Origin of the sequence: Actinomycetospora straminea (genome assembly GCF_028737255.1) — a bacterium.
Lineage (GTDB): Bacteria > Actinomycetota > Actinomycetes > Mycobacteriales > Pseudonocardiaceae > Actinomycetospora > Actinomycetospora straminea.
On the sequence record NZ_JAQZAN010000005.1, the window covers coordinates 79,669 to 91,966 of the forward strand.

Annotated in this window: 10 protein-coding genes; 8 read left to right on the forward strand and 2 right to left on the reverse strand. The window is 75.6% G+C overall.

Features of this window, described 5'->3' with window-relative positions:
• Nucleotides 1–20 precede the first annotated feature (20 nt).
• Complete coding sequence (locus PH190_RS09355; RefSeq protein ID WP_274231231.1) at nucleotides 21–1,964, reverse strand: hypothetical protein; 1,944 nt, start codon at nucleotides 1,962–1,964, stop codon at nucleotides 21–23.
• 252 nt (nucleotides 1,965–2,216) lie between these two features.
• On the opposite strand from PH190_RS09355, the gene PH190_RS09360 reads away from it, so the two are divergent.
• On the forward strand, nucleotides 2,217–3,482 hold the full coding sequence (locus tag PH190_RS09360) for an SAM-dependent methyltransferase (RefSeq protein WP_274231232.1): 1,266 nt from the start codon (nucleotides 2,217–2,219) through the stop codon (nucleotides 3,480–3,482).
• Nucleotides 3,483–3,605: 123 nt separating this feature from the next.
• Nucleotides 3,606–4,364 carry an SDR family NAD(P)-dependent oxidoreductase gene (locus PH190_RS09365; RefSeq protein WP_274231233.1) on the forward strand — a complete coding sequence of 253 codons (759 nt, stop codon included), beginning with the start codon at nucleotides 3,606–3,608 and terminating at the stop codon, nucleotides 4,362–4,364.
• Here the strand turns inward: PH190_RS09365 and PH190_RS09370 are convergent.
• Nucleotides 4,361–6,127 (reverse strand): TM0106 family RecB-like putative nuclease, encoded by a 1,767-nt coding sequence (locus tag PH190_RS09370; RefSeq protein ID WP_274231234.1) that lies wholly within the window; start codon nucleotides 6,125–6,127, stop codon nucleotides 4,361–4,363. The genes PH190_RS09365 and PH190_RS09370 overlap by 4 nt on opposite strands.
• A gap of 265 nt (nucleotides 6,128–6,392) precedes the next feature.
• Between PH190_RS09370 and PH190_RS09375 the strand changes: the two genes are divergently transcribed.
• The 6 genes from PH190_RS09375 (at nucleotide 6,393) to PH190_RS09400 (ending at nucleotide 12,227) form a co-directional block, all read left to right on the forward strand.
• Complete coding sequence (locus PH190_RS09375; protein ID WP_274231235.1) at nucleotides 6,393–7,151, forward strand: DUF6474 family protein; 759 nt, start codon at nucleotides 6,393–6,395, stop codon at nucleotides 7,149–7,151.
• A 369-nt stretch (nucleotides 7,152–7,520) separates the two neighbouring features.
• Entirely contained in the window at nucleotides 7,521–8,507 is a 987-nt protein-coding gene (locus PH190_RS09380; protein WP_274231236.1) for an IclR family transcriptional regulator, read from the forward strand.
• Entirely contained in the window at nucleotides 8,504–9,190 is a 687-nt protein-coding gene (locus tag PH190_RS09385) for an ABC transporter permease (RefSeq protein ID WP_274231237.1), read from the forward strand. The genes PH190_RS09380 and PH190_RS09385 overlap by 4 nt, the downstream gene beginning before the upstream one ends.
• Nucleotides 9,183–10,313, forward strand: coding sequence for an ABC transporter ATP-binding protein (locus PH190_RS09390; protein WP_420791612.1), 1,131 nt, complete (start codon nucleotides 9,183–9,185; stop codon nucleotides 10,311–10,313). The genes PH190_RS09385 and PH190_RS09390 overlap by 8 nt, the downstream gene beginning before the upstream one ends.
• A complete protein-coding gene (locus PH190_RS09395) occupies nucleotides 10,310–11,125 on the forward strand; it encodes an ABC transporter permease (RefSeq protein ID WP_274231238.1) in 816 nt (271 codons plus the stop codon). Before PH190_RS09390 ends, PH190_RS09395 begins: the two co-directional genes overlap by 4 nt.
• Nucleotides 11,126–11,204: 79 nt before the next feature.
• The gene (locus tag PH190_RS09400; protein ID WP_274231239.1) at nucleotides 11,205–12,227 is read left to right on the forward strand and encodes a glycine betaine ABC transporter substrate-binding protein; all 1,023 of its coding nucleotides are present in this window, start codon (nucleotides 11,205–11,207) and stop codon (nucleotides 12,225–12,227) included.
• The last annotated feature ends 71 nt before the right edge of the window (nucleotides 12,228–12,298 follow it).

Here is a 12,298-nt window from a genome sequence, read left to right on the forward strand (position 1 = left end):
CGGAGCCTAGTGACGACGCCTCACGCCAGCGCGATCGACGCCACCAGCACCACCGCGACGAGCAGCAGCAGGGCGACGGTCCCCAGGATCACGCCCGCGCGAGGGCCGGGTCCGCGGGCGAAGAGCTCGCGCCCCTGCAGCCCCTCGGAGCGGGCGGCGGCGCTCGCCCACGGCGGCGCGGTGTCCTCGGGGCGCACGACCCCGCCGGCCGCCGCGCGGGCAGGTGCGCCGGGCACGAACTGCGTCCGCTCCGGTGGCGGGGGCGGCGCCGGCCGGTCGGGGCCGCCGCTCCACGCGGAGCGGCCGGTGCGGCCTCCCGACCACGGCGGCTCCGCAGCGGGACCCCGGCGCACCACCTGGGTCTCCTCCGCCACCGGCGCCCGGTCCTGCCGGGACACGACCTGCGTGCGGTCGGCGGCCGGCCCCGCGGCGTCGCGCACGACCTGTGTGGTGTCGGGTGACGCCTCCTCCGCCTCGCCCGCCGCCCACCGGAACGGCGGCGGGAAGGGGTCGGCCGGCAGGGGCCGCTCGTCGGTCTCGGCGTCGTCCTCCTCGACCGGGGGCGGCGGGGGACGCAGCGCGGGCGACGACCGGGTCTCGGGCAGCGGGGGCGCCTCCGCGGGCGTCGCGGGGATCGGGATGCCGCGGGGGACGGCCGACGCGTCCGGGTCGGCGGGCTCGGCGGGGGGTGTGTCGGCGGGCGCGGGCTCGGCCGATGGGGGCTCGGCCGACGTGGCCGGTTCGGCCGGGGCGGGCTCGGCCGGCGCGGCGTCGGCCTGCGTGGCCGGCGCGGGCTCCGCCGCCGAGGCGTCGGCGGTGGCGCCGCCCGACACCGCCGGGCGCTTCGTGGCCGTCGGCTCCGCAGCGACCGGCGAGGCCGGTCCGGCCGGTGCGGCCGCGCTCGTCGGGTCGTCCGTGCCGGGCTCCACCGGCGTCGCGGGCCCGCTCGGGGCGAGGGCGCTGGCCACCGCGCCGGCGGCCGGCATCGTCGCGAAGGCGTCGGCGGACCGGCGTGGCTCCGGCTCCCCCGCCGCGGACGCGCCGGTGGTCGGCGGCTCCTGGCTCGGCGGCTCGGGGTCCGCGACGGCCGCGACCCCGATCGGCTCGGCGTCGGCGGGCTCGAGCTCGACCGCCGCCGGGCCGACGGGCGCGGGATCGGCCGCGGGCTCGGTGGCCTCCCGACCCGGCGCCGCCGAGGAGGGCGGCGAGGCCGAGGCGGCCGGTGGGGTCGCCGCGGCCACCGGGTCGACCCGTGTCCTCGGGCCGGTCGGTGGCGGGGTCTCGCGGGCTGGATCGGACGGGCCGCTCCCCCGCCCGGCAGCCGCCGCCGCGGTCGGCGTCCCGGAGCCGGCGGGGCTCGCCGGTGAGCTCGCCGGACCGCCGCCGCCGGGTCGCGACGCCGGCGGGGGCGGGAGTGCTCCGCGTGGGGGGTCGGCCGGCCACGACGGACCGGGACGCACGCCGGTGGTGCTCACCGGCGCGGTCGGGCCGGGACCCCGCGCGGCACCGTCACGTCCGTCGGCGGGTCGCGCAGCTCCCGCCGAGGTCGGGGCGCCGCCCGCGGGCGCCGGGTCGTGGCCCGCTCCGCCGGCCGGTCCCGCCGGCCGACGCGGCGGTCCCGACGGCGGGCCGGGGCGTTGACCCGGAGGCGGGCCCGCGGGGGGTCGCCCGTTCGGCGACCCCGTGGTCGGCGGGCCGCCCGGCCCCGACGACGTCCCGCCCGCCCGCGGCGCCGGTCGATCGGGAGACGGGGGGCGCGTCCCGTACCCGGCGTCGTCGGGATCGAAGCCCAGCTCGCGCTCGGCGGCGTCGAGCTCGCTGTCGTCGAGGTCGTCGCGGGCGGCGGGCGGCGGGGGCAGGCGGCTGGCGAGGATCGCGTCCCGCCGGCGCCGGTACGACTCGGCGTCGACCCGGCCGGTGGCCAGGTCCTCGTCGAGCCGTCGCAGCTGCTCCGGGACGCCCATCACACCTTCCTCCGCGGTCGCCGCCGGACCGCGTCCGACCTGGGCAGGTTCCGCACGGTAACGCACGACAGCGGTCCGTGAGTGATCACTTCGGGGCCGCGCTCCGGGGGTGATCTCCGCGAAAGCAGCGAACACCTCGGCGGCGCGTCGCGAAGGAGGCGGCGACGTGGCGTGCACGGGTGCGCCACCCCGACCGTCAGCCGACGCCCCCAGCGGTCCAGCCCGAGGGCCGCGGACGAGAGGACGACACCAGTGTTGCCGAGCACGCGCAGTACCGCCCTGGCCACCGGCCGCGTCGTCCCCCGGCCCGCGGAGGGCGTCTGGCCCGGCCTGCAGGACCCGGGCGAGAACCCGCTCCGGATGACGGTGGCCCGCGGCCTGGTCCGCGCGGCGGTGAAGCGGCTGCCGATGCACCTCGTGTGGCCGGACGGGTCGCGCGAGGGCGACACGTCCGGGCCCGGCCTGCGCCTGATCCGGCCGGACGCCTTCTTCACCCGCCTCGGCCGGCTCGGGCTGATCGGCTTCGGCGAGGCCTGGATGGTCGGCGACTGGGACTCCGACGACCTCGTCGGCGTGCTGCGCACCCTCACCGACCACGTCGAGGAGCTGGTCCCGCGGCCGCTGCGCGGGCTGCGTCGCCTCTACGACGGCGGACAGCCGCGCGAGGAGGTCGCGGCCGACGCCGAGGTGTCGCAGGAGAACGTGCACCGCCACTACGACCTGTCGAACGAGCTCTTCGCGCTCTTCCTCGACGAGTCGATGATGTACTCGGCCGCCTGGTTCGACCCCGCGCGCCCCGACGAGGCCCTCGTCGACGCCCAGCACCGCAAGATCGACGGCATCCTCGACCTGGCCGGCGTGCGCGCCGGGCAGCACGTGCTCGAGATCGGCACCGGCTGGGGCGAGACCGCGATCCGCGCCGCCCGCCGCGGCGCACGGGTCACGACGCTGACCCTGTCGGTCGAGCAGGCCGAGCTCGCGCGCGTCCGCGCCGAGCGGGCCGGGGTCTCCGACCGCATCACGATCGACGTCCGCGACTACCGCGAGGCCACCGGCGGCTTCGACGCCGTGGTCAGCGTGGAGATGATCGAGGCGGTCGGCGAGCGCTTCTGGCCCGAGTACTTCGCGACCGTCGACCGGCTGCTGGCCCCGGGCGGCCGCTTCGGGCTGCAGTCGATCACGATGCCGCACCACCGCCTCGAGGCGACCAAGTCGTCGTACACCTGGATCCACAAGTACGTCTTCCCCGGCGGCCTCATCCCGAGCCTCGAGGCGATCGACCGGACGCTGGCGCGGCACACGTCGATGGCGGTGGTGGACCGGCGCTCGATCGGCCTCGACTACGCCGAGACGCTGCGACGCTGGCGCGCGACGTTCCTCGAGCGCGAGCCGGAGGTGCGCGCGCTCGGGTTCGACGAGACCTTCGTGCGCATGTGGGACTTCTACCTGGCCTACTCCGAGGCCGGGTTCGCGTCGGGCTACCTCGACGACTACCAGCTCGGCATCGCGCGCCCCTGACCGGCGGCGTGGCGTCGTTCACGAACAGTCAGTGCTGACCGGCGCGGGGTGTCGGGGTTAGCCTCCCGCGCGGGGTACACGACCCCCTGTCGTGACCGTGCCGCAGAGGAGCGCCGCAGAGAGATGGACACCACCGACGTCGCCGCGATCGTCACCGGCGGGGCCTCCGGCCTCGGCGGGGCCACCGTCCGCCGGCTCGCGAAGGACGGCGCACGGGTCGTCGCCATCGACCTGCCGAAGGCCGTGGACGGCGCCGAGCCGCTCGACGGCGTCGAGTACATCGGCGCCGACGTGACCGACGGCGACCAGGTGGCCGCGGCGGTCGAGGCGGCCACGGCCACCGGGCTGCCCCTGCGCGTGGTCGTCAACTGCGCGGGCATCGGGACCGCCGGCCGCGTGCTGTCGAAGAAGGGCCCGCACGACCTCGCGGTGTTCAACCAGGTCATCGGCGTCAACCTGATCGGCACCTTCAACGTCATGCGCCTGGCCGCGGAGGCGATCGCGCAGACCGAGCCGCTGACCGACGGAGCGCGCGGGGTCGTCGTCAACACGGCGTCGGTGGCGGCCTTCGAGGGCCAGATCGGGCAGATCGCCTACTCGGCGTCCAAGGGCGGCGTGGTCGGGATGACCGTGCCCGCCGCGCGGGACCTCGCGCAGTACGGCATCCGCGTCATGACCATCGCGCCCGGGATCATCGACACCCCGATGCTCGCCGGCGTGGAGGAGTCGTTCCGCGAGCAGCTCGCCGCCGGCATCCCGTTCCCGCAGCGGCTCGGGCGTCCCGACGAGTACGCGCAGCTCGTCGCCCAGATCATCGAGCAGGACTACCTCAACGCCGAGGTCATCCGGTTCGACGGCGGCCTGCGGATGCAGCCGCGCTAGAGGTCCGCGAGGTGGGGGACCTCGAGCACCCGCTCCGAGGTCATCCACGTCCGCAGCGTCCACGTGGCCCGCACGTCGTCGGCGTTGTAGACCAGCAGGCGTTCGCGCTGGGCGGGGTCGGGCTCGCCGCCGTCGAGCCCGACCGCGTCCCGGTACCAGCGCATGGAGTTCTCGCCGCCGGCCTCCGGGTCGTGCCAGGCGAACCCCGCCGAGGGCGCGACCCGCTTGAGGCCCTTGCCGTGCGGGCAGAGGAACGACTCGCTCACCGCCGGGAACAGGTCGATCCACGCCTCGGAGGCGATGAACTCCTCGACCTCGGCGGCCGGGGGCACGCCGGGCATGCCGGCGAAGCGCTCGACGGAACCGCGCAACCAGCGGTTCTCCGCCTGCTCGTTGTAGCAGTACGCCCGCATCACGAGGCCCCGCTCCGCGCAGCGGGCCCGCACGTCGGAGAGCCACGTCCAGAACTCGCCGAACGAGCGTCCCTCGTCGCGGGTGGGCAGCGGGTCCCACGTCACGAACGCCCGGTAGCCGTGCTCCAGCCCGATGTCCGCGCCGGTGAGCAGCGCGCCCCACAGGTAGGCGCCGTCCTCGCCGAGGCTCTCCATGTCGACGTCCACCTCGACGTCGCCCCGGGCCACGACGGGCCGGGCGACGCGGCGCACGAGCGGGACGTCGCGGGTCCAGGCCCGGGCGAGCGCCACGGCCTCGACGAGATCGGGCACCTCGCCGGCCTCGGGCACCTCCGGGTCCGGCTCCGGGCCGGGCAGGCCCACCGCCGGGTCGAGCGCCGCGAGCTCGCGCACCGTCGTCACGCCCCGGCCGCGCAGGCGCAGCGCGGCGTCGCCGCGCACCACGAGGCTGACGTCGTCGGCCGCGCGCAGCGCCGCCTCGCACGTCGGCCACCACGGGCAGCGGCGGCACTCGGTGATCCGCGAGGGCTCGGCGAGCGCGGGCCCCCGCGCACGGGCGGACTCGGCGACGGCGAGCCGGTCGCCGTGGCGCCGGTCGTACGTCTCGAGCGCGCTGCGCCCGCCGGGCCCGGCGTCGGCGAGGTCGATCCACACCACGACGTCCGCGTCCATGCCGACGACCCCGCCCCACACCGGCGCGTCCGGCGCCTCGGGCGGCGCGAGGCCGGCGGCGCGCAGCATGCGGTGCAGGTGGGCCAGGCGCAGCACGTCGCGCGTGACGGTGCGGACCCGCCGCGTCTCGTCGAACGTGGCCGCCTCGGGATAGGGCTGGCCCAGCGGCGCGGTCAGCGCGCCCTCGCCCGGGTCGGTCACGCGGTGGCGCACGACGATGAGCGGCCACCAGCCCGAGCCCGGCTCGCCGGGCACCGCGCGCACCAGCGCCTCGGCCCCGCCGCGGCGCCCCTCGGCCGCCGGGAGCTCGGCGTTGCCCACGACGTCGGGCCGGCGCTCGTCGTCGGCGAGCAGCTCGCGCGTCGCGACGACGCGGGCGGCGGCCGTCGGCGCCGGCGGCACCGCCGCCCAGCGGGAGCCGAGCAGCTCGGCCCAGCGCCCGGCCAGCACGGCCCGGTGCGCCGCGGCGTCCGCGCGGCGCATCGCGACGCCGGGATCGGCGTCGTCGCCGGCGGGTACGCCCCCGGGCCCGAGGTCCTCGGGCGGCACGTGCTCGAGGTGGACCCGGCGGCGGCACCGCGTGGTCGCGGCGGCGTCGAGCAGGACCGGCCGCCGGGACGGGGCGGGCACGGCGGGCGGGCACCCGTCGTCGGCCTCGTACGCGGTGGTCGTGCTCATGGACCGAGTTTCCCACGTCACCCCGACAGCCCCGCTGGTCGCGGGCTCGCCGGGGTCCGGAGCCGCCCGGGACCCCGTCCGGGCACGGGCGGGTGTGGCGCGGGGAGGACCCGGGCATACGGCCCCCGACCGGCCGGGATCGTCCCCGAGACCGCGCGGCACCGACGCGCGGGGACGATCACGCTCCGGCGCGTCCGCCCGGCCACTAGGGTGCGGGCGATCCGTCCGGGGCGCCGCGCCCACGGGCACGACGACGGGAGGGTCCATGGGACTGCTGCGGCGCCGCGGACGGCCCGCGACGGAGGCGGACGCGACGCAGGTCGGCGAGGACGTCTTCGTCGTCAGCCGCAAGGCCGCGGACCTCGCCGTCAAGGCGCAGAAGGAACGGCGCCGGGCGGCGCTGGCCGCGCGCCACCTCGCGGAGACCCAGGAGGCGACCCTCCTCGGCGACAAGAAGGCGCTCAAGGCCGCGAAGAAGCGCCGGAAGTCCGACGAGTCGGAGCTCGAGTCCGACGACGGGCTCGAGGGCACCGCCGCCGACCCCTGGACCGGCGCGAAGGTCAAGCGCTACATCGGGATCGCGCGGGTCGTCGTGCCCGTGGTCGCCCCGATCGTCTACCAGGCCGTCGGCGTGGCCCGGGACCGCTGGGACGCCCACCGCGCCCGCCAGCTCGGGATCGCCCCCGACGAGCTCTCGGAGTTCACCGGCCGCGGCGCGCACCTCTACGCCCGCGTGCACAACCTCGCCCTGTCCGCGCACGACCTGCGCGACCGCCACGGCACCGGCAACGACGACCGCGGGCGCGAGATCCGGTCGTTCGTCGAGGACGCCGAGCAGCGGCTCACGGACATGGAGTCCGCGATCCGGGCGGCCGACCAGATGCCCTCGAGCCGGCGCCGCAGCGCCCACGTCGCGATCGCCGGCGAGCTCGAGCGGATCGAGGACCGGCTGCTCGGGCTGTGGGGTCTCGGTGGCGGCCAGCGCACCGCGATCCGCTCCCGGGACGGCGCCGACCCGAGCTGATCGGTCCCGGCCGTCGCGGCGGTTGGCCCGAACGGGCGCCGGCGGGTGTTCCCGGCACATCACGATCTCGATACGCCGTCGACGTCACCGCGCGTGACACGGGGCGGTCATCCGGACGTGACCGGGGCCACGTCGATGGGCCGGAGCTGCGGGGATCCCCGGATGTCCGACCTGACGGAGCGCGTGCAGCCACCGAGCGCGATCGGTTGTGCGCGGTAAACATCGCTCGAATGTCGGACCAACGGGGTGACAACCCCGCGTCTCCCGCCTACTGTCCCCGCAGCCGTTGTCGCAGGGACAACGCCCGTTGCCCCAGACGCCCACCGTGGACGTCCCGGACGACGGGGACACCGGAGGGGAGGGCGGGCCGTGAGCCCTCGTGCGCGCACCGGTGCCGCCGAGACGCCCGCGACGCCCGCGCCCCGCTCCCCCGCCACCGCGCTCGGCGCCACCGACGCGTCCGCCCCCGCCCCGCGAGGTCGCCGCTCCCGTGACGAGGCCGGCGGCCCGGTGCACCGGGCGCTCGACGTCCTCGACCTCCTCGGCACCCCCGGCGGGCCGTCCTCGCTCGGCGTCGTCGAGATCGCGCGCCAGCTCGGGCGGGACAAGTCGCAGGTCTCGCGCCTGCTCAAGCTCCTCGCCGACGCCGGGTACGTCGACCGCGAGCCCGGGTCGCTGCGCTACCGCATCGGCACCCGGCTGTTCGCCATCGGCGCCACGGCCGTCGACCGCCGCCTGCGCGACGAGGCCGACGCCACCGTCGCGCGCGAGGCCGTGCTGCTCGGCGAGCGGATCGACGTCGGCATCCGCAGCGGCGGCAGCGTCATGACCATCAGCACCGCCGCCCCGGACAGCGAGCTGCGCGCCGCGGGGTGGGTGGGGCGCACGATGCCGTTGTCGTGCACCGCCACCGGCCGTGCGCTCCTGTTCGACCTCGACACGGCCGCGATCGCCCGCATCATCGTGCCCGAGGGCCTCGGTCCCGCCGGCCCGGCCGCGCCCCGGTCGCTCGACGAGCTCGTCTCGCGGGTGTCCGACGAGCGTCGCCGCGGGTGGTCGCTCGCCCGTCACGAGACCGACCGCGGCCTGCTCTCGCTCGGCGCGCCCGTGCGCGACAGCTCCGGCGCCGTGGTCGCCGCCCTCGGGGTGAGCGGGCCGGAGTCCCGCGTCGACCCCGTCCTCGACGAGGTCCGCGCCGCGGTGCTGCGGGCGGCCTCCGACCTGTCCCGGTCCCTGGGGGCGGAGGAGGCGGCGAGCCCGCCGGGCCGTGCCACCGCCCGCGCGGGACCGCACGGCCCGGGTCCCGACGTGTCCGCCCTGTCCACCCCCCCTGCTCCCGAGAGAGGAGCGTCGTGAACTTCCTGGACTACCTCGCCAGCAACTCCCAGCAGATCCTGTTCCTGACCCAGGCCCACTTCCTGGTGGTGCTCATCGCCGTCGGCATCGGTTCGGCGATCAGCGTCGCGCTGGGGCTGGCGGTGTCGACCGGCGAGCCCGACCCCCGCCGGTTCTCGCTCGACTGGTTCGCGACGGGCATCCGCGAGGGCGGCCTGGTGTTCACCGCCGCGCTGCTCACCGTGCCGTCGCTGGCGCTGTTCGCGCTGTTCCTGCCCATCACCGGGCTGGGGGTCACCACCGCGATCATCGTGCTGACGATCTACACCCTCTACACCGTGCTGCGGAACACGGTGGCGGGTCTGACCACGGTCGACCGGGCCATCCTCGAGTCGGCCCGCGGTCTCGGCTACGGCCGGCTGCGCCGCCTGCTCACCATCCAGCTGCCGCTGGCGTGGCCGGTCATCCTCAACGGCATCCGCGTCACCACGCTGATCTCCATCTCGATCGCCGTGGTCGGCGCCGTCGTCCAGGGTCCCGGGCTCGGCATCCTGCTCCTCAACGGGATCTCGCGCATCGGCGCGGCGAACTCCTTCTACCAGGTCCTCGCGGGCACGCTGCTGTGCCTGGTCGTCGCCGCCGTCTTCGAGATCTTCTTCGCCATCGTCCAGCGCCTGACCATCCCCAGGGGGATCCGTGTCTGAGACCACAGACCAGCCCGTCGTCGAGACCCCGGACGGTGCCGGCAAGCCCGACATGATCGTCCTGGAGGGCGTCGAGAAGATCTACCCGGGCAGCACGCAGCCCGCGGTGAGCCAGCTCGACCTGAGCATCCCGCAGGGCGAGATCGTGATGCTGATCGGCCCGTCGGGCTGCGGCAAGACGACGACGCTGAAGATGATCAACCGGCTGATCGAGCCGACGTCGGGCCGCATCCTGCTCGACGGCAAGGACGTCACCCACGTCAACGGCGACCAGCTCCGTCGCGAGATCGGGTACGTCATCCAGCAGGGCGGCCTCTTCCCGCACTTCTCCATCGCCGACAACATCGGCGTGGTCCCGAAGATGCTCGGCTGGGACAAGCAGCGGATCCGGCAGCGCGCCGACGAGCTGCTCCACCTCGTCGGTCTCGAGCCGTCGACGTTCCGCGACCGCTACCCCCGCCAGCTCTCCGGCGGCCAGCAGCAGCGCGTGGGTGTGGCCCGCGCGCTCGCCGCGGACCCGCCGGTGATGCTCATGGACGAGCCGTTCGGCGCGATCGACCCGATCACCCGCGACCGCCTGCAGGACGAGTTCCTGGAGATCCAGCGCACGGTCGGCAAGACGATCGCGTTCGTCACCCACGACCTGCAGGAGGCCGTGAAGCTCGGCGACAAGATCGCCGTCTTCGCGACCGGCCGGCTCGAGCAGTACGACGACCCGGACACCGTCCTGACCCGCCCGGCCAACGACTTCGTGTCCGACTTCGTCGGCGGCGGCGCGGCGGTCCGGCGCCTGAGCCTGCTCGAGCTCGCCCACCTCGAGCTCCACCCCATCGAGACCGACGAGGCCGGGGCGGGCGGAGCGGCGGGCCGCAACGGCACCGCGGTCGCCGAGGTCGACGGCTCGGGCAAGCCCGTGTCGTGGCGGCACCTGCCCGGCGGCGACGCCACCGGCGTCCCGCTGGTGACGGTCCCGATCTCGGGCACCGTCTACGACGCCGTCGACGTCATGCTCGACAGCTCGGCCTCGCTGGTGGCCGTCGTCGACGAGGAGGGGCGCGCCCAGGGCGTCCTGCACTGGAACGACCTCGTCGGCGGGCTGCGCACGCGGGAGCGCGACGCATGAGCACCGCGACCACCGAGACCGTCGACGCGCAGGCCGAGGCCGCCGTCGAGGAGGGCGAGAAGAGGGAGCAGACCCGCCTCGCCGCGCTGTGGAGCCAGCACTACGACCTGGTCATCCTCCCGGCCATCATCGTGCTGCTCCTGGTGTTCCTGTTCCTCTACGTCGGCACCCGGCAGCTCGACACCATCGAGCAGCGGGTGCTCGCGCCCGCCAACGTGGGCGGCCTGCTCTGGCAGCAGATCCTCCTGGCGGGGGCGTCCACGGTGCTCGTGCTGCTCATCGCCGTGCCGCTCGGCATCGCGCTGAGCCGGCGGGGCGCCCGCCGCGTCCAGGGACCCGTGCTCGCCGTCGGCGGCTTCGCCCAGGCCCTGCCCCCCTTCGGTGTCCTGCTGCTCATGGCGTTCTGGCTCGACTTCGGCTTCACCACCGCCGTCGTCGGCCTGACCATCGCCGCCCTGCTGCCCGTGCTCCGCAACACCGTGGTCGGGCTCCAGCAGGTCGACCAGTCGCTCATCGAGGCGGCCCGCGGCATGGGGATGACGTCGCGCCAGACGCTCTTCCGGGTCGAGATCCCGCTCGCGGTGCCGGTCATCGTGGCCGGCCTGCGCGTGGCGCTGGTGCTCAACGTCGGCACCGCGACCCTCGCGAGCTACATCGGCGCCGGCGGGCTCGGCGAGCTCGTCCAGCAGGCGCTGCGCCTCAACCGCATCAACGTCCTGCTCGTGGCCGGCGGCATCATCGCCGCCCTCGCCCTGCTCATCGACTGGCTCGCCGGCGTCGTCGAACGCATCGTCGTCGCCCGGTCCGGCTGAACACCGGACCCCAACGATTTCTCTCGGCCGCCGCCCCGCCCGCGAGGCCCGGCCTACCCCGGAGGATAAGGAGAACACTGTGCGGTGGACATCCCGCGGCGGCCGCTCCGGTCGTCGCCTCGGTTGGCGGGCGGGCGCGGTCACGCTCGCCGCCACGGCGCTGCTGGCCGCCGGCTGCGGCGGCCTGTCGGGCAGCGGTCAGCCCCAGGCCCAGGGCGGCAGCCTCGCGGCCAGCGGCATCAACCTCGCCGGGCAGACCTACACGGTCGGCGGCAAGGAGTTCGACGAGCAGCTCGTGCTCTGCAAGATGACCATCGCGGCCATGCAATCGGTGGGCGCCACGGCCAACGACCGCTGCAACATCACCGGGACCGCCGCGACCCGGTCGGCCCTGACCAGCGGCCAGATCGACATGTACTGGGAGTACACCGGTACCGGCTGGATCACCCACCTCAAGAACGCCACGCCGATCCCGGGCTCCGAGCAGCAGTACATCGCGACCCGGGACGCCGACCTGGCGCAGAACAACATCGTCTGGCTGCCGCCGTCGCCGTTCAACAACACCTACGGCCTCGCGGTGACCCGCCCGTTCTCGGAGCAGAACAACCTGCGCACGCTGACCGACTGGGGCAACTTCACCAACAGCGGCAACCCGGCCGCGACGCTGTGCGTCGAGGCCGAGTTCGCCGGTCGTGACGACGGCCTCGCCGGGCTGTTCCGGACCTACGGCGTCACCAACCCGCCGGCCGGCCCGCCCGGGCTGAACACGCTGGACACGGGCGCGATCTACCAGGCCACCGCCAACGGCAACCCGTGCAACTTCGGCGAGGTCTTCACCACCGACGGCCGCATCCCCGGCCTGAACCTGGTGACGCTGCAGGACGACAAGAACTACTTCCCGCAGTACAACGCGTCGCCGACCTTCCGCAAGGAGGTCTTCGACCGCAACCCGAGCGTCGCCCGCATCTTCGAGCAGATCACGCCTCGACTGACCAACGAGGTGATGCTGGACCTGAACGGGCAGGTGTCCTCGCAGGGCCAGGACCCGCAGCAGGTCGCGACGCGCTGGCTGCAGCAGCAGGGATTCATCGGCGGCCAGTGAGGCCCCGGTGGTGACCTGAGCGCATGACGACGGCGGCGGCCGGTCGGGGTCCTCGGATCCCGGCCGGCCGT